This window comes from Testudinibacter crocodili, from assembly GCF_006228025.1.
Taxonomy (GTDB): domain Bacteria; phylum Pseudomonadota; class Gammaproteobacteria; order Enterobacterales; family Pasteurellaceae; genus Chelonobacter.
On sequence record NZ_VDHF01000018.1, the window covers coordinates 1 to 23,500 of the forward strand.

The following is a 23,500-nucleotide window of genomic DNA, read 5'->3' on the forward strand; positions in this document are numbered from 1 at the left end:
ATAACACTTTATATGTAAATAACTCAAATATTGATTTTAAACAGCGCTAAATTTAACAATAAATAACATATATTGTGAATATTTGTGATCAAACTCGCAGTTTTATCTTTTCAATTCAGGCATTATGCACTGACAAAATGCAGAGTTATCTGAGTTGATTTTCAATCTAAATGGAGATTTTTTTATGAGTTATTCAGTCGCAGTCGTCGGTCTCGGCGCAATGGGAATGGGCGCAGCACTTTCTTGTATTAAGGCTAAGCTTGACACTTATGGAATTGATTTAAATCCCGTTTTATTAGATAAGCTGAAACAATACGGGGCAAAAGATGTCGCGCCGAATGCCGATGGTTTTGCTGAGAAACTGGACGCCGTATTGCTGTTGGTGGTTAATGCTAATCAGGTGAAAGGGATTTTATTCGGTGAAAATGGGTTGGCGGCAAAATTAAAACCCGGCACCGCAGTGATGGTGTCATCCACCATTTCCGCACAAGATGCCAAAGAAATTTCACAAAAATTAACAGCATTAGGCTTAATAATGCTTGATGCGCCGGTCTCCGGTGGCGCAGCAAAAGCGGCACAAGGCGACATGACGGTGATGGCTGCCGGTTCGAGCGAAGCCTTTGAAAAGCTGCAACCGGTGCTAAGTGCGGTTGCAGGTAAAGTATATAACATCGGTGAAGAAATCGGCTTGGGCGCAACGGTGAAAATTATTCATCAATTGCTGGCAGGGGTGCACATTGCCGCCGGTGCGGAAGCGATGGCGCTGGCGGCTCGCGCCGGCATTCCGCTGAATTTGATGTATGACGTGGTGACCAATGCCGCCGGCAATTCGTGGATGTTTGAAAACCGTATGAAACACGTGGTGGACGGCGACTACACCCCGCTGTCTCAGGTCGATATCTTCGTCAAAGATTTGGGCTTGGTAACGGACACTGCCAAATCGCTGCACTTTCCGCTACCGCTTGCCAGCACCGCTTTTAATATGTTCACCTCTGCCAGCAACGCAGGCTACGGCAAAGAGGACGACAGTGCGGTGATCAAAATTTTTAGCGGCATTACCTTGCCACAAAAAGAGGAGAAATAATAATGTTGGGCGTAATTGCAGATGATTTTACCGGGGCAAGCGACATCGCCAGTTTCTTGGTCGAAAACGGCTTGCGTACGGTGCAAATGAATGGCGTGCCGAATCGTGCATTACAAAGTACTACGTCGCAAAGTACTACGTCGCAAAGTACTACGTCGCAAAGTACTACGTCGCAAAGTACTACGTTGCAAAGTGCGGTCGATGCGGTGGTGATCAGCCTCAAATCCCGTTCCAATCCGGTTGAGGAAGCGGTACAGCAGTCGCTGCAAGCTTTAGCATGGTTACAAAAGAGCGGTTGCAGCCAGTTCTATTTTAAATATTGTTCCACTTTCGACAGCACTACCAACGGCAATATCGGTCCGGTGACCGATGCGCTGTTGGATCAACTCAACGATGATTTCACCGTGATCACCCCAGCATTGCCGATTAACGGCAGAACCATTTTCAACGGCTATCTGTTTGTCGGTCAAACGTTACTCAACGAATCAGGGATGCAAAACCACCCGATTACGCCGATGAAAGACGCCAATCTGATGCGTCTGATGGATGCGCAAGCGTGTGGTAAAACCGGTTTGGTGGCATATTCTGATGTGATTCAAGGCGCCGATCATGTCAAAGGCTGTTTTGAGCAATTAAAACAACAGGGCTACCGCTATGCGGTGGTTGACGCTGTGGATAATTCACAATTAGCGGTCTTAGCTGAAGCCATTGACGATTTCAAACTGGTGACCGGTGGTTCTGGTCTAGCGGCGTATATGGCGGCGTACAAAAATAAAAACAACACGGCACAGGCTGAAAAAACCGCACTTTTACCCAACAAAGCCAAAAGTGTGATTCTCTCCGGTTCTTGCTCGGTGATGACCAACAAGCAAGTGGAAGCCTATAAAACCAAAGCCGCGCATAAATTATTGGACGTCGAACAGAGCCTGAATAACCCAAATTATGCCGAAGAGCTGTATCAATGGGTGATTGAAAATCTGAACGGTGAATTTGCACCGATGGTATACGCCACGGTTGCGCCAGAACAGTTGAAAGCGATCCAAGCCAAATTCGGTGGTGAGACTGCCAGTCATGCGATTGAGCAAACTTTCGCCGAATTAGCCCAAAAATTAAAGCAGTACGGTGTGAAAAACTTCATCACTGCTGGGGGAGAAACTTCCAGTATTGTGGTGCAGAAATTAGGCTTTGACGGCTTCCAAATCGGCAAGCAAATTGCGCCGGGCGTGCCGTGGCTGAAAGCCCTCGATGAAGCGACTTTTCTAGCGCTCAAATCCGGCAACTTCGGCAAAGAGTTGTTCTTTAGCGATGCACAGGAGATGTTTGTATGAGTGAACAGCAACAAAAAATCGATCTGGTCAACTTAGCCCGTTCATTGTTTGAACGGGGTTACAGCGTTGGCGGTGCCGGCAATATTTCGCTGCGTCTGAGCGGCAACCGCTTTTTGGTTACCCCGACCGGTTCGTCGTTAGGGCGCTTGAAGGCGGAAGATTTGTCGGTGTTGGATAGTGACGGCAAGTTGCTGGAAGGCAAAAAACCGTCAAAAGAGTCGGTGTTCCACTTGGCAATGTATCAACGCAACCCGCAATGCAACGCGATTGTGCATCTGCATTCCACCTATCTGACCGCACTTTCCTGTTTGGACAATCTGGATCCAAGCAATGCCATCAAGGCGTTCACGCCCTACTATGTGATGAGGGTCGGCAAACTACCAGTGATTCCTTATTACCGCCCCGGCTCGCCAGATATTGCCCGTGAACTGAGTGAACGGGCGTTGGACGGCAAGGCATTCCTGCTTGCTAATCATGGCGTGGTGGTGTGTGGCGAAGATTTATTCGATGCAGTGGACAACACCGAAGAATTAGAGGAAACCGCCAAATTGCTGTTCCTGCTAAAAGGACAAAACGTACGTTATCTCACCGATGATGAAGTCAATGATTTGAAAAATAGAGGAAAATAAGATGCCTAAGTTTGCTGCAAATTTATCCATGATGTTTACCGAACTACCGTTTCTCGATCGTTTCGAAGCGGCGGCAAAAGCCGGCTTCAAGTATGTGGAATATCTTTTTCCCTATGACTATCCAAAAGAGCAGTTAAAAGCCAAACTGCAACAAAATGGCTTGCAACAAGTGCTGTTCAATACAGCGCCGGGCAATGTGCAAGCCGGTGAATGGGGGGTGTCTGCGATTCCGGGACGCGAAGCCGACAGCCACCGTGATATTGATCTGGCATTGGAGTATGCGCTGGCGCTTAATTGTCCGAATGTGCATATTATGTCCGGTGTCGTGCCGCCGGGGGAAAATTATGCTAAATATAAACAAACTTTTATCGACAACGTACGCTATGCCGCCGATAAATTTAAACCGCACGGTATTAAAATCTTGTTGGAAGCGCTCAGCCCACAAGTCAAACCGAACTACCTCACCGCCAGCCAATTTCAAACGTTAGAACTGGTGGATTTGATTGATCGCGACAATGTGTTCGTACAGCTCGACTATTTCCACGCCCAAAATGTCGATGGTAATTTATCCCGCCTGACCGATACCCTAAACGGCAAATTTGCCCATGTGCAAATCGCTTCTGTGCCTGAGCGCCACGAACCTGACGAAGGCGAAATCAACTACCAACATATCTTCGCCAAACTAGACGAAATCGGCTACGACGGCTGGGTTGGTTGTGAATATAACCCGAGAGGCAACACCGAAGATGGCTTGAAATGGTTTGAGCAATATAAATAATTCAAAACGAGGATAGCAGCATGAAAATAGTTATTACCGGTGGCCAAGGTTTTTTAGGGCAGCGCCTTGCCAAAACGCTATTACAACAACGTGATATTGATATTCAAGAATTGATCTTGGTGGATGTGAATGAACCTGTTATTCCGAATAATGACAGTCGTGTTCGTAGTATTAAAATGGATCTGCGCCATCCTGACGGCTTAAACGAGGTGATTAGCCCAGACACAAGTGCGGTTTTTCACTTGGCAGCGATCGTTAGCAGCCATGCTGAAGAAGATCCGGATTTAGGCTATGAAATCAATTTCTTAGCGACCAAAAATCTGTTGGAAGCCTGCCGTAGAGCCAATCCAAAAATCCGCTTTATCTTCTCCAGCTCCTTAGCGGTTTACGGCGGTAATTTACCTGAGGTGATCAGCAATAGCACAGCGGTAACCCCACAATCCACTTACGGCACGCAGAAATCCATGTGTGAACTGTTAATTAACGATTACAGCCGTAAAGGTTTTGTTGACGGAATTGCAGTACGTTTGCCGACGATCTGTATTCGTCCAGGAAAACCAAATAAAGCGGCTTCTTCTTTTGTTAGCGGCATTATCCGCGAACCGCTGAATGGTGAACAGTCCGTTTGTCCGGTAGCAAAGGAATTACTGTTATGGATCTCAAGCCCGAACACCGTAATCCGCAATTTTATTCATGCCCTGATACTACCGTCATTGACCTCACGAGATTGGCATGTCATTAATCTACCGGGTTTTACCGTCAGTGTTGAATCTATGTTGCACGATCTTGCCACGATCAAAGGAGAGGCTGTTTTAGAAAAAATTGAGTTCCAATTTGATAAAAAAATTAATGATATTGTCGCCAGTTGGCCTGCGCGTATTGATTGCAGTCAAGCGGCAAAACTAGGCTTTTATGTCGATAACAACTTTAGCGATGTTATCCATCAATTTATTCAGCATGACTTATAGGAGATAGCCCTATGTTTGGATTACCGATTCCGATTATCGGCTTAATTGTTGCCGTTGCTGTACTGGTTTATTTAGTGTTAAAAACTCGTGTTCATGCTTTTATCGCGATGCTGATCGCATCGGCTATTGCCGGGATTGTCGGCGGATTAAATGCTACCGAAACGCTGGCGGTCATTTCCAAAGGGTTTGGCGGCACGCTCGGCAGTATCGGGATCGTAATTGGTCTCGGCGTGATGATGGGTAGCATTTTAGAAGTGTCCGGCGCTGCTGAAAAAATGGCATACAGCTTTATCAAATTTTTAGGCAAGAAAAAAGAAGAATGGGCGCTGGCAATCACAGGTTATGTGGTCAGTATTCCGATTTTTGTCGATTCTGCTTTTGTTATTTTATACCCGGTCGCCAAAGCCTTGGCAAAAAACGGTAAACGTTCACTGTTGACGCTTGGGGTTGCCTTGGCAGGTGGTTTAGTAGTCACCCACCATACTGTACCGCCAACGCCGGGGCCGTTAGGGGTTGCCGGATTGTTTGGCGTTGATATTGGTGCAATGTTATTGGTGGGTATGGTATTTGCAGTTCCTGCGGTCATCGGTATTGTGCTTTATGCTAAATGGTTAGATAAAAAATATCCTGATTTTAATCAACAAGTTTTTACCGATGAAGAATTAAAAGAAAAATACGACAGCTATATTGAAAGCAGAGAGAAGAAAAATCTGCCGGGCTTGGGTATTTCCATGTTGCCGATTGTGTTGCCTATTGCATTGATTTTTATCAAAGCGATAGTCGATTTAATCGCAAAACAGGATCAATTTGCTTGGATTTTAGATTCGACCATTTACCAAATCATCGCCTTTGTCGGCAGTCCGATTATCGCCTTAGCCCTGAGCGTATTGGTCTCAATCTATGCGTTATTACCCAATGCAGATAAACATAGCACCGCACTTCACTTGGAAGAAGGGGTGAAAACCGCAGGGATTATTTTGCTGGTTACCGGTGCTGGTGGCGCATTGGGTGCAGTATTAAGGGATAGTGGCGCAGGTCAACAATTAGCGGAACAAGTGGCTAATTTACCGATTTCGCCGATTCTGATTCCGTTTATTGTTTCAACCTTAGTCCGTTTTATTCAAGGTTCGGGTACGGTCGCCATGATTACCGCAGCCTCCATTTCAGCGCCAATTTTAGCTGAAATACCAGGAGTCAATATGTTGCTTGCCGCGCAAGCCGCCACCATGGGGTCGTTGTTTTTCGGTTACTTCAATGACAGCCTGTTCTGGGTGGTTAATCGTATGATGGGCATCAACGATGTGAAAAAACAGATGATTGTCTGGTCGATTCCTACCACTATTGCTTGGGCTATTGGCGGAACTGCCGTGATTTTATCCAACTTAGTTTGGGGACAAGACGGCTCGGTATTTGACCTCGTGTTCCCGTTGGGCGTGCTGGCTGCTATTTTGGTTTACGTTCAATTGCAAAATAAAAAGCTGTAATTTTCTCCTACAGGGCAATGAAACTTTATTGCCCTTCTTCAATAAAAATTTCTGCAAAAGATCGCAAACAAAAGGACACGATTATGTTTAAATCCTATTTTGCCATTTTGTTTTCCCTGACATTGTCACCACAGTTATTGGCTAATGATGCCACCACGATTCCCGACGAACCGCAGCCATCAAAAATTATCAGTGCCAAACTGATCACCGAATTAACCGCCAAAGGGCAAAAAGTCTCGGCGCTTGCCTTGGAATATGAAGATGAGTTATTCAATGGCGAAGGGTTGGAAAAGCGTTATCAAATTGAAGTGGTGTTGGACGGAAAAGCACAAGGCGAGCGCCAAATTCTTCGAAGCTACGGCATGGATAAACCGACTTTATCTCCACAAGCCAAATCAGGTCACTACCTGATTTTGGAGCTGAATAAAGAAGATGACAATGCTGATTTATATTCATTGAGAACCGAAAATAGTGAGCCGATCTCGTTTCGTGCCAAAAATGAACAAGGTGAAATTATTCAGCGAGACATCGTGCAAAGCAACCGCGTGCCTGAATTTTATCAACAGCGCTTGCAATACCATATCTCCCAGCAAGGGCTGCTTAAATTAAGCGACGGCAAAACCGTTGCGCCACAAAATATTAGCATAACGGCGGAGGCGAAGAATAGGCATAATCTGTGGTTTGATCAGTTTACAGCGGATCACGTTTCTCTAAACGATCCCAAAAACACATTGCATTATCAATTGTATAAACCGCACTTTTCCCCTGATAACGCCAAGCATCAAAGTGCGGTGGCGCAGCAGTATCCACTGACCATTTTCCTGCATGGTTCCGGGCAGTTGGGGCAGGACAATGTCGCACAATTACTCTCCAGCCAAGGGGCTATTTCGACTTTGCAATATGAAGAAGGCTTTGTGCTTGCGCCACAATATAGCAGCGTGTTTGATCCCTTTGATGATGTGAAGCAAGGGCAGAGCGGCGGTATTCATTGGCAGACGGAAAATCGTCGAGCGTTGTTGCTGACGATGATTGATAAAACGCTGCAACAACATCCACAGATTGATCCGGCACGGATTTATCTGGTCGGTTTATCGCGTGGTGCCGAAGGTGCGCTTTATTTGTTGTTGGACAGACCGCACTTTTTCGCCGCGGCATTACTGATGAGTGGGCGTGAAGCCTACAGCATAGAGTGGCTTGACGGTAATGCCAGCGCCAACAATCTTGCAGCGCTTGCCGATATGCCGATCTGGTTTTTCCACAGCAAAGAAGACAAAGTTTCGCCGGTTGCCGGCTCGCGAATTAATTACCAAATCCTCAGCCAGCAACTGAAAAATCCTACCGTAAAATACACTGAATTCAGTTTTGATCAGGCGGGAGATAACGGCATTGTCAATAATAATCCACACAACACCTGGGATGCCGTATTCAATAGCCCGGCTGCACAGCGTTGGTTACTGCAACAAACACGCACTCTCAAGCAAACAAAGGAGTAATTTATGCCATATCAACTGCTTTCTTATCCGCTGGATATCAATGATCCCGGCTTTCCCGGTGAGCCAACCCTGAGTATCGAAAAGTGTAGTGACACACAGCAAGGTGCGGTGTATAACAGTGCAAAAATCCATCTGTTCAACCATTTCGGCACCCATTTTGATGCGCCCAATCACTTCAATCCGAACGGAAAAACCATTTCGGAGCTGCCGTTAGCACAGTTTATTTATCAGAAACCGCTGCTGCTTGATATTCCAAAAGCAAAAGCCAGCCTCATTGAAGTTGAGGATCTCGCCTCTTTTCTATTGCAAATTCAACAAGCAGACTGTTTGCTAATTCGTACCGGCTTGGAAAAAGTGCGGTCTGAACAACCGCAGCAATATGCTGCGCAAGGCTGCGCAGTCAGTATTAATGCCGCACAATATTTGATTGACTACGCCCCGAATCTGAAAGCGATCGGTTTTGATTTTATCTCGCTCGCCTCTCCGGCGAATCCAGAGCATGGTGTGAAAGCACACCAGATTATGCTCGGTATGTTCAGTGAAAACTTCATTTGCATTATCGAAGATATGAAATTGGCTGAACTTGATGCACCGCAGTTGCAGCGCATTTTTGCACTGCCGTTACTGGTAAAAGGGATAGATAGCGCGCAAGTTACGGTGCTGGCTGAAACTACAACTTAGCTTATACCTTAAATTAGTAAGGAGAAACGTATGAAAAATAGATATGCCAGCCGTCCTTCGTTTTTAGGCGCAATCCTGTTTGCGATATTGACGCTGGTTTTTGCCTATTTGGCGTCATTGATCGAGCGGGATTTCGGTCGTATCGATGTGCGACAAATTCAGATTATGACCGAAGAGATGCAGCCAATGACGGCAAAGCTTTATCGTCCTCTTACGGCAACCGCTGAAAATCCGGCACCGGGTCTTTTGGCATTGCATGGCTATCAAAGTGATAAAGAAGCAACCAGCACCTTTGGGGCGTTGGAGTTGGCAAAACGGGGTTTTGTTGTGTTGGCGATCGATCAATTTGGGCACGGTTATTCAACCACGTTACCTACCAGCAATAAAAATATGAGCGGCTCGAACAACGGCTACCAATATTTAAAATCCCTGCCGTTTGTTGATCAACACAGGCTGGGCATTTTTGGTCATTCAACCGGCGCGCTGAATGCGATTCGGGTCGCCAAACTCAATCCCGATCATAAAGCGGTCAACGGTTTAAGCAGCAATGGCGGTGATCCGGAAATTCATAACTATCTGTTGACGCAGGGATTATATGAGGAGATTGGTGGTTATCGCGAAAGAAGTTTTCCGGTGAAAGAGTTAGTCCATAATTCAACTCGATTATTGGCATTCTCTTTGCCTGAAAGCGAAACGTTGAAGTGGGGCTATACCTACGGCAATTTTGCTGACGGTTCGGCAAGACGAGCAGATCTGGTTGAAGGCACACATTTGGGCGTGATGATCGCCAAAGAGAGCAATCAGCGGGCGATAGAATGGTTCAATACGGCATTGCAAAACGGCGATAAAAGCCACTGGATCGATCCAACGCAGCAAACTTACTGGTATAAGGAGGTTGCCGGATTGTTTGCACTTTTCTTTGCAATGATCTCCAGCCTGTTTGTTGCTAATGCTTTGCTTCAAACGCCGTATTTTAGTGCAGCTACGCAGCCGGTTACCACCAAAACGGCAATCAGCACCAAAACATGGTGGCGCTTTGCGATTCTTAATATCGTGACCACGCTTGTGCTTTATCCGCTGTTGACCCAATGGGGTGGCGCCAATGAACCGATTGCCGCTCATCTTGCTTTTATGCCGCTGGAAATGGGCAACGGTATTATTACTTGGCTGGCGGTCAGTGCAGTGCTAAATCTGATTTTTTTCCTTGTTTGGAAAAAAACCGCACCGCAGATCTCCTTGGTAGAATTCGGAATTTTCAGTCAGCAGCATAAGTTATCCACTGCTAATATTATCCTGCGATTTTTAGCGTTGAGTGTTGTTTTAATCGGCTGGCTGTATATACTTGCCGGTTTTGCCCATTGGTATTGGGGGACTGAACTTCGGTTTTTATGGCCGTTTTTAAAACCGTTGACCCCAGAGCGATTTAATCTGTTTCTGGTGTATTGGTTGCCGATTCTCGCCTTCTTTTTTATCTATAACGGCTTGATTTTAACCGTACAGATGAAACAACCGCTTGCGAAAAGTGCGGTATCTACCCTGGTAATCTGGACATTAAAAGTGGTCTTCGCCGCTGTTGGTGGCTTATGTATCTTGTGGCTATTCCATTTTATACCGAATTTTATGCAAATCGGTCCCGGTTTTGATCTCATCGGGCTACCGCAATTTGGCGGACGTTGGATGATGATGTTAGCGGTAATTATTCCGCAATTCATTGTATTATTGTTGATCAATAATTGGTGCTACCTCAAAACCGGCTATCTGTATTTCGGGGTATTTTTCACCTCGTTACTGATGACTTGGATTCTGGTTGGTGGGCAGGTAATCGGACGGTTTTTGGCTTAATCAGCATAACCAAGGTTGGCAATAGGTTTGATTTAGTTACCATTTGCCAACCTGCTATTTTGTATTAACTGACCGCACTTTTATAATTTCACAACCCACTCAGTATTTGATCTTGTGGATATTCCAGCGTGAAGATCTTGTTGATGGTTTGCTTGCTGTTTGGGGCGAGGGTGATTTTTTGTTGATAGCGGCCATTGTCGTCGATGGTGGCGGTTTTGCTGTCTGGCGCTAAGATATTCACTTTAATCGCTTGGTTGACAGCTTGTGGTAGGCGGTCATAAACCACTACATCAACGCTTTCAGCGCGGTTGTTTTGCAGGGTGTAGCCCGTTTCAAGGCGTATTTTGTTGGTTTTGTTGATCAAGCCGCCACTTTCTTGGGTGCGTTTTACTGGTTCTGCTTTGACGCTGATGGTTTGATCTTCGCCGATTAACTGCTTAAACGCTTCGCCGGGCAATAGGGTTGGCAGGTAACCGGAGCCGACGATTCTGCCGTTATAAGAGGTACGTAATGCGCCGCCTAATAACGGGTAATCCTGTTGGTTTTGCCCACTGACGGTGATGAGAATGTTATCCTGAAATTCTGGATAAAACGCATATTCCGCTTTCGCTTCTTGACTTGTACTGGCAATGATCACACTTTGGTTACCTTGCTGGCTGGCAATACTGACCGCACTGGGAAGGGTGAAACTGGAAGCAACAATCCCGCTTTCCACTTTAGCGGTTTGCGGGGCAGCAGCCATAGTCAGCTCTGCTTGTATAGCCGTTTCTGCCTGATCTAATCCTTGCAGGCTCAATTTCTTATCTTTGGCAGCTTGAGGGATGGCAAGCGGTTGCGGTTGGTAGAAGTCGATTAGCCAAGGTGAAATTTCAGGTACGTTGCCGACTTCAATCTGGTGTGCGCTTGACAGGATCAGTTTGACATTTGACCAATCCTCTCCGCTATTTTGTTGAATTTTTGCGCCATATTGTAAATCTAATTGGTTGTTTTTGCTGTTATAATTTAACTGATATTGCGGTTGCCAACTGGCATTAAAAATATTATAGGCTAAACTCAGTTGTTGTTTGCCGTCGGCTGCTGCCTGAATTTGTACACGAACCAAGCGCTGCATATTTTGTTGCTCGCCGCCTAAACGCTGGTAGTTCTGCTCCAACTGCGCCAGTTTTTGTTGTTGCGCTTCCAGCTCCGTTTGGGTGGCGCGTTTTTCGGCACTCAATTGGGTGTAGCTGGTTCGAGAAAATTGCTGTAGGCGAGCGAAATCTTCAAAGCTCTGTTGAGTGTCACTGTTTAGGCGAGATTGCTGCAACAATTGTAGCAAATTAAACTGGTTGTCCAACTCTGCTAATTTATCTTGATGTTGTTGCACGGTGGCTTGCTGGGCAGTGATTTGTTGCTGTAAATCGCGTAATACACTGCCGCTGTGCTGCTCGGCAGGGTGTCGTTCGCTGTCGATCGAAAGCACGGTTAAGGGGCTGCTGCCGCTGGCATTAAATTGTAATGACGCTTCGTCCAATTGCAGTGGTAAGGCGGAAAACACCAGTTCATGCTGTCCCTTACTTAATTCAATTTCAGCGTGGCGTTCGATTTTGGCTTGTTGTTGGTATAACGTCACTTGGTTAATTTGTGATTCAATCTGTTTAATTTCTGCTTTGGCTGATACAGAGAATCCCATGGTTGAAAAGAAAATGCTTGAAAAGCAAAATGTTGAGATACCAAGTGCGGTTTTTTGCAAACCACTTAAGTTTTTTATGTTCATATCCGCCTCGCTGTGCCCTAAGATTATTTGGCTGTATTTTTAAATTGTTGATTCAAAAAATCAATGATCAACTTGATCACTTGCGGCTGCGCCCAGTAAACACCGGCATGATCTGCATTTTTAATCACATAACGTTGTGCTGAAATCCCTTTTTCTGTTAAGGCGTTAAACAATATTTCAGTTTGGCTGGGTGAGACCAGCATATCAGCATCGCCATGCATTAATAAAAACGGTGGCGTATTGGAAGAAATATGGCTAATCGGGTTGGCTTGTGCTGCCAGCTCTGGGTTGGCGCTGACGGCACCACCACTGGCAAACGGCGGTATTCCGTTTAACATCAAGGCCTCTGAGACATTATCGCCAGCATGCATAGCTTGTATTTCCGGCGAATAATCGGCGCCGATTTGGCTTAGATCAGATAAGCCGTACAGATCAATCGCAGCTTGCACAGTGCTGCTTTGATCCAGATTTTCGCCCACATCAAATTGGCGATCACCATTGGTGGCGGCGGCTAATGCGGCAAAATATCCCCCGGCGGACTCACCCATAATCGCAATCTTATCTTTATCAATACCAAATTCATCGGCATGGGCGCGCAAATAGCGCACTGCCGATTTCACGTCCAGCAAGGGTTCTGGGAATTTACCTTGCGGAATATGGCGATATTCAATGCTGGCGACCACATAACCGGCTTCAGCAATCGCCAAGCGCTGTTGAATGTAATTAGCTTTCGGCGACATCAGAAAACCGCCACCGGTGACGAACAGCACGGCAGGCAGTTTGGTATCACTTTGTGGTTGCAAAATGTCCATTTTAAGATTCAGCGGGTATCCCATGGCTTTCGGTTGCGCATAGGTGATGTCCTGCCATTGATTGACCAACGGTTTTTCTGCTGCGATTTCAATCAGGGTGCTTTGTGGCAGGGGCGGCGTGAGGTTGGCAGCCAGCGCAAATGGTAGCGTTAATAATGTGATGCTAAGCCATTTTGCCCACTGTGGTCGATGTCGTTGCATAAAAAATTCTCCTGCTTAAAACTTGAATTATATAATTTATCATTACTTTGACCGCACTTTTAACATAAAGTGCGGTAGCGAACAGAGATACGTGCTTCATTGGCATATTAGCGTGCCCAACATGCAAAAAGATAGCCGTAGCTATCTTTCTGTTTACGATGAGATACAGCAAGCAGATTAGTGCTTGTGTTTACCGCCACAGCACCCTTCGTGACCGTGGTGGTGGTGATCGTGTCCGTGATGATCGTGGCCATGGTTGTGTCCGCAGCCGCAGCCGTGCCCTTGTTCATCACTGTCGTGACCACCGCAGCAACCGCCGCCTTCAGCGTGGATATGACCGTGGGAAATCTCTTCCAGTGTTGCTTCACGGGTCGCCACGATTTCTACGTTAAACAGCAGCTCTTGTCCGGCTAACATATGATTGCCGTCCACCACCACATGCTCGTCGCCCACTTCAGTGATCACCACCGGCAACGGACCGATGTCTGTGTCGGCGATAAAGCGCATGCCGACTTCCAAATCATCTACGCCGACAAAGACGTCTTTCGGTACACGTTGCACCATGTTGTCGTTATACTCGCCGTAGCCCTCTTCCGGTTTGACCCGCACCTCAAATTTTTCGCCGACTTCACGCCCTTCGATGGCATTTTCCAAGCCGATAACCAGATTATTGTACCCTTGCAAATATTCCAACGGTTGGTTGACCGGGGCTTCGTCTACTAACACACCATCTTCAGTACGAACTTGATATGCGATACTGACCACTACATTTTTTGCTACTTTCATCGGCAACTCCGCCTTAATTTTTTATGGATAGAAAGCAGGATTATAACAAATCCTGCTATGAATTAGTCATTTTTCAGATAAATGGTGGCATTCAGCTGAATTTTCAAGTCGGCTAAACCGCTTTCCACCTGCATGCTCGGTGCTTCGGAGGAAGAGAAAACCGCTTTGCGTTCATAATAAACCGGTTGGCTGTCTACCCCTAGATCGCTCGGACTGCCTAGATCCAGATTAGCAATTTGGTAACCCTTTGTTTGTAGATTTTGGCTGATCAGTTCGGCTTTTTGTTTAAATGCCTGCAATGCCTCTTCAGTCATCTGTTTTTCCAAGCTCTGTTTTTTCTGGTCTGAAAGCGTAAAGCGGATATTTTGTACCGCCAATTGCTCGCTGACGCTGGCAATCAGATCGGAAAGTGCGGTAAAGTCTTGGCTCTCTAAGGTAATTTCGCCGTAATCAATCCAACCGCTCGCTTTACCTTGTTTATCATAACTGATATTGGTACGACGGTTGGTCATGCCTGTTTGAATTTGGCGTTTTTTGGCTTCTTCAACTGCGAGATTGAGTTTTTGAGTGACAATCGGACTGACCTCTTTTAAGGTTTTACCGGATTGCTGGGCATAAAGCACCACTTGCATCATATCGCGTTCTACTTGGCGTGACACTTGCACTGAAAAACTGACCTGTTGTTCTGGCTTGGTCGATTCAGCAGCTTGTGCCGGCAGCGCGCTGACCAGCAATAAAATGCCGGAAGTGATAAACCCTTTAACTCTTTTCATATTGATTTCCTTAATAAAAATAGCATATTGTTAAACCTGCAGCCAAAACGTCACCGGACCGTCATTGATTAAGCTGACTTGCATCTCTGCAGCAAATCTTCCGCATGCGGTGTTGATCTGCTGGCTACACTGTTGACTGAAATAATCATACAGCTGTTCCGCCAGCTGTGGCGATGCATCGTTGGAAAAACTGGGGCGCAAGCCTTTGTTGGTATCCGCTGCCAATGTAAACTGAGACACCACTAACACGCTTCCGTTCGCTTGCTTGACATTTAAATTCATTTTGCCGTCTTGATCGGCAAACACTCGATAAGCCAATACTTTATCCAATAAGCGTTTGGCTTTTTCGCTATTGTCGTCTTTTTCCACGCCGAGCAGCACCAGCAAACCGCACTTTATCTCACCAACGGTTTGTCCTTCAATGCTGACTGAAGCTTGTTTAACTCTTTGAATCAATGCGATCATTTTTTTGTTGTTCTCCGTTATCAGGTGCAGTTTGCGTAGCAATTTTTTGTGTTAAACGTTGCAACTCTTCGGATAGTTTTTGTTGTTTATTTTGCGACTCTTTATGCAAGTCCAATTGCCCGGTGTGGACCAAATGGAAATCTTCCAGCACTGCTGTCAATTGCGCCCCCAGTAACACAAAAGTCCAACTCAATTGAATCCACAGCAGCAGAATCGGCAGCGTCGCTAAGGCGCCATAAATCAGTTGGTAAGACGGAAAGGCAGTCATGTACCAAGTGAATCCTTTTTTGCCAAGAGTAAAAAAGATGGCGGCAACCAACGCACCGATCATCGCATAACGCAGATTAACTTTGGTGTTCGGTACCACGGTATAAATCAGGGTAAAGGCGAGCCAAGTCAAGATAAACGGTACCAGACTGAGCAATTTGGTGCCGAAAGACATCACCGTTTGATGGCTAAAAAATTGAATAGAAAAAATGTAAGAACTGACAATCAGACTGACCGCGAGGAACAGCGGGCCAAGGGTTAAAATCATCCAATATATTGCAAAAGAAAACAACGGCGTGCGCGAATTGGTGTTCGGCCAAATATCATTCAACGTGCGGTCGATGGAAGAGATCAACATCAACGCTACCACGATCAAACCGATCACGCCGATACCGCTCATTTTTTTCGAGTTGGCGACAAATTCGTTTAAATATTGTTGCAGCACGCCACCGGTTTCCGGTGCAAAATTGTCAAAAATCAGACTTTGTATTTGCCCGCTGACTTCGTTAAACACCGGAAAGGCAGCAAAAATCGCCAACACCACCATCATCAACGGCACTAGCGCCAGCATGGTGCTGTAGGTCAAATAGCCCGCCGCCATATTCAGTTTGTTTTCATTAAAACGGTGCCAAAATAGTTTGAGAAAAATCAATAGTTGTGAAAAAAAACGTATCATTATTTGATCCTTGTGTCAGCTTGCCAGCCAGTTGCGCAACATCTGCTCCCCGTGTTCAGTGATAAAGGATTCAGGGTGAAATTGCACCCCAAAAATCGGCAAAGTGCGGTGCTGCATCGCCAGCAACGTGCCGTCTTGATCGACAGCCGTTGCTTGCAGGCATGGCGGCAAATTTTTAATTGCCCACGAATGGTAAAGCCCTATCTTAAAGGATTGTGGCAGGTTTTTAAACAGTAAGCTGTCGTCAGTTTGCCGCAATACCGCACTTCGCCCATGCCGAATCTGCGCCAAATTGTACAACTCGCCACCAAAAAACTGACATAGGGTCTGATGTCCCAAGCACACCCCAAGTATCGATTTTTGCTGATGATAGCGGTGTAAAACTTCAAATAATTGCGGATATGCCGACGGCACATCCGGCCCAGGCGAAATCAACAGATGGCTAAATGCCACCACTGCGTCTAAATCCACGTTTTCGGTATCACACACCTGCATCTCCAGTCCCTCAATCCGCCGCAGCAAATCGACCAGATTATAGGTGAAAGAGTCATGGTTGTTGATGATCAGTAGCATGCTTATCCTTTTGTTTTCACTTCCCAAGCCCCGTTTTTTTTGGCACCGTGAAAGGTGAGTTTGCCTTGCTGTTTTAGTTTGGCTACCGCACGTTCGACCGCACTTGATGAGCGGTTAATCTGCTTGGCGACTTCGGATAGGGTTAGGTTGGGATTCTGTTGCAATAATAGAAGAATTTTTTCAGGCGTTTTTACCTGCGTTTCTACCGGCGTTTTTTCCTGCGTTTTCATCGGTATTGCTTCGGTGAGAATCGCTTGTTGTAGTGCAGATTGCAATGTATCCAGTAAAAATTCAATAAATGTCGAACAATCCGCTGTAAGATCCGCTTGATTGAGAAGGCGATAATATTCTGGTTGATGATGCTTAATCATAGTTTCAACCGGTAAATAAGCCAATAATGGATGCCAACGGCTTAAAATAAGGGTTTGCCATAAACGCCCGATGCGTCCGTTGCCATCGCTAAACGGATGGATAAACTCCAATTCATAATGGAAGGCAGTGGATGCAATGAGCGGGTGGGCATCGGTATTGGCAAGCCACGCTAAGAGCTGCGCCATTAAGCGAGGGACTTGAGTCACCGGTGGCGCCATATGTACCAATTTTTCACCACGATAAATACCGACACCCTGGTTACGCCATTGGCCGGCATCAGTAATCAGTCCATACATTAACATACGGTGCGCTTCTAATAAATCCTCTGCACGATAGGGTTGCCAGTGTGGTATGGCTTCATAAGCCGCGAAAGCATTGTGTACTTCCTGAATTTCTTTTGCAGTGCCTAGCACAGTTTTCCCTTCGATTACCGCAGTTACTTGTTCTAAGGTTAGCGTGTTATGCTCAACGGCCAGGGAAGCTTGTATCGTTCTGATGCGATTTTCTCGGCGTAGTATCGGTACTAAGCCGTTAGGATTGCCCGCTGACCAGCGTCCCAGTAATTCAGAAATAGATGCCACTAGGCTTATCATTTTGTGGGTTAACTGAAATGGCGGAGAGTAGGGCATCCGATATCCTTAGGGTCTGTTGTTTAATTTTATCTTCGATTTGTGTTTTGGCAGCACCATTTTATCCATAAATTTAAATAACTGCCAACCGCACGTTGTGTTTACTCAATCCCAACTAGCTTATGGGTTTGCAAACTCAGTTGCCATTTAGGGCGCTTGCCGGATAACGCTTCGGGGCGTTGGTTGAGTTCGCCCAGTTTGCGAATTGTATCCAGTAAATTCATTTCGCCCTGTTGTTCGCAAGGCGAGAGGTAATAGTGATCAGCTTGCATCTGTTGTTCAAGCTGCTGGCAGAACGGCAGAATGTCGCCGTCGTTGACGATCCGTATTTCGTGTGCAAACGGGATACCACGCTGCTGATATTTGTGTTGATACAGTCGTTTCGGGCTGGTGGCGATGTAGTCGATTTGTGGCGGAGTCGGTTTTAAGCCGTTGGTCTCGATTGCCAAAAAATAGCCGTCGGCTTTGAGTTCGTCGAGCAACACCGTCAATTTTGGTTGAATTGTCGGTTCACCGCCGGTGATGATGATGTTTTTCGCTGTGTATGACCGCACTTTTTGTATAATCTGGTTCAACGTCCACCGTGTAAAGCGATTGTAGTCGGTGTCACACCACGGGCAGGCGAGGTTGCATTTGCCGAAGCGGATAAAAATGCTTGGCATGCCGGTGTTGAAGCCTTCCCCTTGCAGACTTTCAAAGATTTCAACAATATTGTAGTGAATTTCGCTGCTCATTTGGTGTCCGTTATTGGTTACAAGAGTATTCACAAAATGAAGTCGGCGTTTCCCACAAACGCACAGCAGAAATTGGCAAACCCGCTTGTTGCAGCCGTTGGAAAATAAATTGCGACATTAATTCGGCGGTGGTGCGGTAGGGTAGGGCAAACACTTTGGAATCCAATTCTTGCAATAAGCGGGCAACTTTGCTTTCTTTTTCGCTATTTTCATCGAAGATAAATGCATGATCCATCGGTTTGATGATCAGCTCATTTACCGTATTTTTCAGATCACTGTAGTCCATCACCATACCGCACTTTGCCGGATCGGTCAGTAGCGGTGCACAGAGTTCAATTTGCAGTTTATAGGTGTGTCCGTGCAGGTTTTTGCATTTACCGTCATGTCCATCGAGCATATGCGCCATATCAAAACTAAATTCTTTGCTGATTTTAAACATGGTGCGCCTCTTTTTCTGTCAAGTATTCATTCAAGCCTTTTTCGCGTAATTTGCAACTCGGGCATTCGTGGCAACCGCCCTCGACGCCGAGATAGCAGGTGTGGGTGTGCTGCCGTACATAATCTAAGCCATCTAATTGATCGGCAAGCGCCCAGGTCTGTTTTTTGTCCAGATACATCAATGGTGTTTTAATATTGAAGTTGTAATCCATTGCCAGATTGAGGGTGACGTTCATCGATTTGACAAATACATCGCGACAGTCGGGATAACCGCTGAAATCGGTTTCGCACACACCGGTGATGATGTCGTGAATGCCTTGTCCTTTGGCATAAATCGCGGCATAGAGCAGAAATAGTGCATTGCGTCCGTCGACAAAGGTATTCGGCATATCATCGTTCTCTTCTATGACCGCACTTTGATCCATCAGGGCGTTAGTCGTGATGGCTTTGATTACGCTAGTGTCGATCAAGGTTTGTTTTACGCCGAGATCGCGTGCGATCCATTGCGCTTTTTCCAGTTCAATTGCGTGGCGTTGTCCGTATTGAAAGGTCACGGCTTCGACATTTTCTTTGCCGTACTCGTGAATTGCCTGTAGCAGGCAGGTGGTGGAATCTTGTCCGCCGGAGAAGATTACCAGCGCTTTTTTGGTGTTATTTTGCATAATTTGTCCTAGTTTTTTTGCGTGGGAGGGTTACGAACCACGGTGGTTAAAGGCTGGGCATTTTACAGGATTTTATGCGGGAAGCATACTGCACTTTGGTTTTATATCTTTTATTTTAAATTTAACTATCGGATTTCGCCGATGGCGACTTACTTTTCTTTGCTTCGCCAAAGAAAAGATAAGCAAAAGAAAGGCGCCCCCAATTGTAGTGCTGATCTTCGCCTTTGCTAATTTCTACGGTCAATTTGTAAACTTGCCTGCTGCGCAGACTTCGGACACGACAAATTGACCTTGAAATCTTCACGCAAACGCTCAGGCACTCCAGATGGGGAATTGAAAACCAACCGCACCGCACTTTCATTTTTCTTTTGTTTGAGGAGCGAAGCGACGAGTCTTAAAAATTTTCCGTTAAGCAAATTCACACTAAGCGAAGATCAGCAGTTCAGTAGGGTGTGCTTTATTCGCTTCGCTCACCCTTCGGGCTGTTGCCAAAGGCAACATTCAAACGCAAGCGTTTGTCTTTGCCTACTTTTCTTTGCACAAGCAAAGAAAAGTATGGTCGCCGTCGAGGCGAAAAAGCGATAGTGATAAAAAAAGCAAATCGTCATCGGCGAAATCCGGTGGCGTTATTCGGCTTTCTCGTGTGGTAAAACCAAATTGAGCGTGAGAGCTAACAATGAACCGACGGTGATGCCGGAGCCGAAAATCTCTTTTACGAACGATGGCAGTTTGTCCAAAATTTCCGGGCGGGTGGTGACGGCTAGACCACAGCCGATGGAGATGGCGATAATCAAACCGTTGCGTTTGTTGCGCTCCACCTTATCCAACATCTGGATGCCAGCGGCGATGATCATGGCAAACATCATCAAGCCGGCGCCGCCTAATACCGGCAGCGGAATTGAGACAATCAGCGCGCCGAAAATTGGGAATAGCCCTGCGAGCATCAATAACGCTCCCGTAATGGTCACCACATAACGACTGGCAACCCCGGTCAGAGAAATCACGCCGATGTTTTGCGAAAAAGACGAAAATGGTGTGGTGGACATCACCGCAGCCAGCGCCGAACCCAAACCGTCGCACAGCACCCCGCCACGCAGGTGTTTGCCGCTAATCTCGGTTTTGGTCGCATTGCCGAGCGCCAAAAAGTTACCGCTGGATTCGACGATGGTCACTAAATAGGCAATGCTCATGCCGATGATGCCTGAAATCGGGAACGCCAAACCGAAATGCAACGGTTGCGGCAGTGCAAATGCCTCCGCTTGCTGCACACCGCTGAAATCGATCCAACCGAGTAAAAGTGCGGTCAGATACCCGGTAAACATACCGATCACAATCGCCGCCGCCGAGAAAATGCCCTTGCCCCATTGCACCAGAATCACCACGATGGTTAACACAAAAAATGCCATCGCCAGGTTTTGCGGTGAAGCGTATTGCTCATCGCCACGTTGCCCACCGGCAAACCAATCGACTGCCACCGGAATCAAACTCAAGCCAATCATCATCACTACTGTACCGGTGACGACAGGTGGAAATAGCTTACGGATGGTCGGCATAAAGAAGCTGCCAATAATCATCACCAACGAGCCGACCAGCGACGCCCCTAAAATCCCAGCAACCCCATCTTGGCTAAAACCAATTGCCAAGGCGGCGGCAACAAAGGTAAAACTGGTGCCCATCACGCTAGGCAGACGGATACCGATAGGTCCGATACCTTGGCATTGAATCATGGTGACCACACCGGAAATCAGCAGTGCCGCATTGACCAGAATAATGGTATCACTGCTCGGCAGTTGCAGCACATTGCCGATCACCAACGGCACGGCGATAATTCCGCCCAGCGCCGCCAGCAAATGTTGTGCTCCCAGCAATAGGCTTAACAGAAAGGGCGGTTTGTCTTCAACGGAGTAGAGTAGTTTGTTCATTTACAGATTACCTTAGGTTGTTAATAAAAAATTTTCTGCGTTTGTTATTTCATCTAGTAGTTTAGAGCATTAACTATATCGTGCTGTTATTAATTAAAGTGCGGTTTAAAACCTTGTACGCTACGGCGTGTTGCCGGTTCCCTTATGAACTGCCTGAGTGGGTATGAAATTTGTAGGGAAATTTTTTTGTTTGAGCGTAGCGAGTCTGCCCGCAATGCGGGCGAATTAAAAATTTTCCGTCAAGCAAATTCATACTGAGCGAAGAACAGCAGTTCAATAGGGTGTGTTTATTCGCTTCGCTCACCCTTCGGGCTGTTGCCAAAGGCAACATGCAAACGCAATCGTTTGTCTTTTGCCAACTTTCTTTGCACAAGCAAAGAAAGTTGGGTGTCATTGGGCGAAACAGCGATAGTTAAACGTCAAATAATCGATAAAAGACCAAGCAAGATCACTATCGGCGAAAATAGATAAAAAAATACCAACTGTAAAAACAATTGGTATTCAATGTGCGGTCTGATTATTCGTCGATATAGCCCAAACTACGCAGCGCACGTTCGTCATCTGCCCAGCCGGATTTGACTTTCACCCACAGCTCCAAATGGACTTTATTATCAAATAGCTTTTCCATATCGGCACGGGCTTCGATACCAATCGTTTTGATCTTCTGCCCCTGATGGCCGATGACCATTTTCTTCTGCCCTTCACGCTCCACCAAAATCAAACCATTGATCTCATAAGTGCCACGCTCGTTAGTTTTAAACTGTTCGATTTCCACCGTCACCGAATATGGCAACTCTTCGCCCATAAAGCGCATCAATTTCTCACGAATAATTTCAGATGCCATAAACCGCTCAGAACGATCGGTAATGTGATCTTCTGGAAAGTGATGAAGTCCTGGACGTAGTGATTGCTGTACAATTTTTTTCAGCTGGTGCACATTGTTGCCACGTTGTGCTGAAATAGGTACTGTCGCCTTAAAATGAAAGCGTTGGTTTAACTGAGTAATAAACGGCAGCATTTCGTCTTTATTTTTTACATTATCAATTTTATTGATCACCAGAATTACCGGCGCTTTGGCGGCTCGTAACTTGGTCAGCACCATCTCATCGTCGTCGGTCCAGTGGGTACCGTCTACCACAAAGAAAATCAGATCGACATCACCGATCGTACTGCTGGCAGCTTTGTTCATCAAACGGTTGATGGCACGTTTTTCCTCAATGTGCAGCCCCGGAGTATCGACATAAATAGCTTGATAAGCGCCTTCGGTATCAATGCCGACAATGCGGTGACGGGTGGTTTGCGCTTTGCGTGAGGTGATCGAGATTTTTTGTCCTAATAATTTATTCAACAGGGTCGATTTGCCGACATTTGGGCGACCGACAATTGCAATAAAGCCGCAATAGGTTTGCTGGTTTTCATCGGTTGTTTCTGTGGTTGTCTCTGTGGTTAGCTCGCTCATAAAGTTGCCTATTGGGTTAAATTAAGTTGTTTCAGAATCGCTTCGGCGGCAGATTGTTCAGCCTTGCGGCGACTTTGACCCTGTCCGACCACGACTTTATCGAGGCTGCTGACCCGACATTCGACTTTAAACAGTTGTTTGTGTGCTTCGCCTTGAATATCAATCACTTCATATTCCGGCAGCGGTTGACGGTTGCCTTGCAGATACTCCTGCAACCGGGTTTTTGGGTCTTTTTGATTGTCGCCGGGTTTGATCTCTTTCAAGAACGTTTTATACCAGTCACGCACCACCGGCATAATGTTTTCTAAGCCGCGATCCAGATACATCGCGCCGATAATCGCTTCCACGCCATCGGACAAAATCGAATCACGGCGGTAGCCACCGCTCTTTAATTCGCCTTGCCCTAAGCGCAGGTAATCGCCCAGCTCGAATTCCCGAGCCAAAATCGCCAGTGTTTTTTCGCGCACCAGCGTGGCGCGCATCCGGCTGAGATCACCTTCATCGACTTTTTCAAACTGTTTAAACAGCGCTTCGCCGATAATAAAATTCAGAATTGAATCGCCCAAAAATTCTAACCGTTCATTGTGACGACTGTCGGCGCTGCGATGGGTCAGCGCCTGTTTCAATAAATCGATTTTTTGAAATTGATAACCGATTTTACGTTGTAATCTATCGAGATCTTGCATAG

The 23,500-nt window shown here is 46.3% G+C and carries 23 protein-coding genes and 1 riboswitch; of the genes, 9 read left to right on the plus strand and 14 right to left on the minus strand.

What is annotated here, in order from left to right; all coding sequences use genetic code 11:
- The first annotated feature begins 184 nt into the window (after positions 1-184).
- The 9 genes from ltnD (at position 185) to FHQ23_RS01830 (ending at position 10,287) form a co-directional block, all read left to right on the plus strand.
- Positions 185-1,084: an L-threonate dehydrogenase gene (gene ltnD, locus FHQ23_RS01790; protein WP_139612797.1), complete on the plus strand. Its 900-nt coding sequence runs from the start codon at positions 185-187 to the stop codon at positions 1,082-1,084.
- 2 nt (positions 1,085-1,086) lie between these two features.
- On the plus strand, positions 1,087-2,412 hold the full coding sequence (otnK, locus tag FHQ23_RS01795; RefSeq protein ID WP_139612798.1) for a 3-oxo-tetronate kinase: 1,326 nt from the start codon (positions 1,087-1,089) through the stop codon (positions 2,410-2,412).
- Entirely contained in the window at positions 2,409-3,041 is a 633-nt protein-coding gene (gene otnC, locus FHQ23_RS01800) for a 3-oxo-tetronate 4-phosphate decarboxylase (protein WP_139612799.1), read from the plus strand. Before otnK ends, otnC begins: the two co-directional genes overlap by 4 nt.
- A gap of 1 nt (position 3,042) precedes the next feature.
- Positions 3,043-3,819: a 2-oxo-tetronate isomerase gene (otnI, locus tag FHQ23_RS01805; protein ID WP_139612800.1), complete on the plus strand. Its 777-nt coding sequence runs from the start codon at positions 3,043-3,045 to the stop codon at positions 3,817-3,819.
- A 20-nt stretch (positions 3,820-3,839) separates the two neighbouring features.
- Complete coding sequence (denD, locus tag FHQ23_RS01810) at positions 3,840-4,787, plus strand: D-erythronate dehydrogenase (protein WP_139612801.1); 948 nt, start codon at positions 3,840-3,842, stop codon at positions 4,785-4,787.
- Positions 4,788-4,798: 11 nt separating this feature from the next.
- Entirely contained in the window at positions 4,799-6,271 is a 1,473-nt protein-coding gene (locus FHQ23_RS01815) for a GntT/GntP/DsdX family permease (RefSeq protein WP_139612802.1), read from the plus strand.
- 83 nt (positions 6,272-6,354) lie between these two features.
- Positions 6,355-7,764, plus strand: a complete 1,410-nt coding sequence (locus FHQ23_RS01820) for an alpha/beta hydrolase-fold protein (protein WP_139612803.1) — start codon at positions 6,355-6,357, stop codon at positions 7,762-7,764.
- Positions 7,765-7,767: 3 nt separating this feature from the next.
- A complete protein-coding gene (locus FHQ23_RS01825) occupies positions 7,768-8,445 on the plus strand; it encodes a cyclase family protein (RefSeq protein WP_139612804.1) in 678 nt (225 codons plus the stop codon).
- Between the two features lie 30 nt (positions 8,446-8,475).
- Entirely contained in the window at positions 8,476-10,287 is a 1,812-nt protein-coding gene (locus tag FHQ23_RS01830) for an alpha/beta hydrolase (RefSeq protein ID WP_139612805.1), read from the plus strand.
- An 88-nt stretch (positions 10,288-10,375) separates the two neighbouring features.
- On the opposite strand, the gene FHQ23_RS01835 is transcribed toward FHQ23_RS01830, so the two are convergent.
- The 14 genes from FHQ23_RS01835 to rnc all read right to left on the minus strand — a co-directional run bounded on the left by FHQ23_RS01835 (position 10,376) and on the right by rnc (position 23,498).
- On the minus strand, positions 10,376-12,043 hold the full coding sequence (locus tag FHQ23_RS01835; protein ID WP_139612806.1) for a mucoidy inhibitor MuiA family protein: 1,668 nt from the start codon (positions 12,041-12,043) through the stop codon (positions 10,376-10,378).
- Positions 12,044-12,066: 23 nt separating this feature from the next.
- Positions 12,067-13,056, minus strand: coding sequence for an alpha/beta hydrolase (locus FHQ23_RS01840; RefSeq protein WP_139612807.1), 990 nt, complete (start codon positions 13,054-13,056; stop codon positions 12,067-12,069).
- 177 nt (positions 13,057-13,233) lie between these two features.
- Positions 13,234-13,842: a peptidylprolyl isomerase gene (gene slyD / locus FHQ23_RS01845; protein ID WP_139612808.1), complete on the minus strand. Its 609-nt coding sequence runs from the start codon at positions 13,840-13,842 to the stop codon at positions 13,234-13,236.
- A 62-nt stretch (positions 13,843-13,904) separates the two neighbouring features.
- Positions 13,905-14,615, minus strand: coding sequence for an SIMPL domain-containing protein (locus tag FHQ23_RS01850; protein WP_139612809.1), 711 nt, complete (start codon positions 14,613-14,615; stop codon positions 13,905-13,907).
- Positions 14,616-14,645: 30 nt separating this feature from the next.
- The gene (gene dtd / locus FHQ23_RS01855; protein ID WP_139612810.1) at positions 14,646-15,080 is read right to left on the minus strand and encodes a D-aminoacyl-tRNA deacylase; all 435 of its coding nucleotides are present in this window, start codon (positions 15,078-15,080) and stop codon (positions 14,646-14,648) included.
- A complete protein-coding gene (locus tag FHQ23_RS01860; protein WP_139612811.1) occupies positions 15,055-16,023 on the minus strand; it encodes a virulence factor BrkB family protein in 969 nt (322 codons plus the stop codon). Before FHQ23_RS01860 ends, dtd begins: the two co-directional genes overlap by 26 nt.
- Positions 16,024-16,038: 15 nt before the next feature.
- On the minus strand, positions 16,039-16,596 hold the full coding sequence (locus FHQ23_RS01865) for an anthranilate synthase component II (protein ID WP_139612812.1): 558 nt from the start codon (positions 16,594-16,596) through the stop codon (positions 16,039-16,041).
- A gap of 2 nt (positions 16,597-16,598) precedes the next feature.
- Positions 16,599-17,597 carry a Fic family protein gene (locus FHQ23_RS01870; RefSeq protein ID WP_139612813.1) on the minus strand — a complete coding sequence of 333 codons (999 nt, stop codon included), beginning with the start codon at positions 17,595-17,597 and terminating at the stop codon, positions 16,599-16,601.
- A 101-nt stretch (positions 17,598-17,698) separates the two neighbouring features.
- Complete coding sequence (locus FHQ23_RS01875) at positions 17,699-18,331, minus strand: 7-carboxy-7-deazaguanine synthase QueE (RefSeq protein WP_139612814.1); 633 nt, start codon at positions 18,329-18,331, stop codon at positions 17,699-17,701.
- A 10-nt stretch (positions 18,332-18,341) separates the two neighbouring features.
- A complete protein-coding gene (queD, locus tag FHQ23_RS01880) occupies positions 18,342-18,770 on the minus strand; it encodes a 6-carboxytetrahydropterin synthase QueD (protein WP_139610763.1) in 429 nt (142 codons plus the stop codon).
- Positions 18,763-19,431, minus strand: coding sequence for a 7-cyano-7-deazaguanine synthase QueC (gene queC, locus FHQ23_RS01885; RefSeq protein WP_139612815.1), 669 nt, complete (start codon positions 19,429-19,431; stop codon positions 18,763-18,765). Before queC ends, queD begins: the two co-directional genes overlap by 8 nt.
- Positions 19,432-19,433: 2 nt before the next feature.
- Positions 19,434-19,478: riboswitch (PreQ1 riboswitch) on the minus strand.
- A gap of 579 nt (positions 19,479-20,057) precedes the next feature.
- A complete protein-coding gene (locus FHQ23_RS01890; RefSeq protein ID WP_139612816.1) occupies positions 20,058-21,353 on the minus strand; it encodes a uracil-xanthine permease family protein in 1,296 nt (431 codons plus the stop codon).
- Between the two features lie 517 nt (positions 21,354-21,870).
- Entirely contained in the window at positions 21,871-22,812 is a 942-nt protein-coding gene (era, locus tag FHQ23_RS01895) for a GTPase Era (RefSeq protein WP_139612817.1), read from the minus strand.
- An 8-nt stretch (positions 22,813-22,820) separates the two neighbouring features.
- Entirely contained in the window at positions 22,821-23,498 is a 678-nt protein-coding gene (rnc, locus tag FHQ23_RS01900; protein WP_139612818.1) for a ribonuclease III, read from the minus strand.
- Between the last annotated feature and the right edge of the window lie 2 nt (positions 23,499-23,500).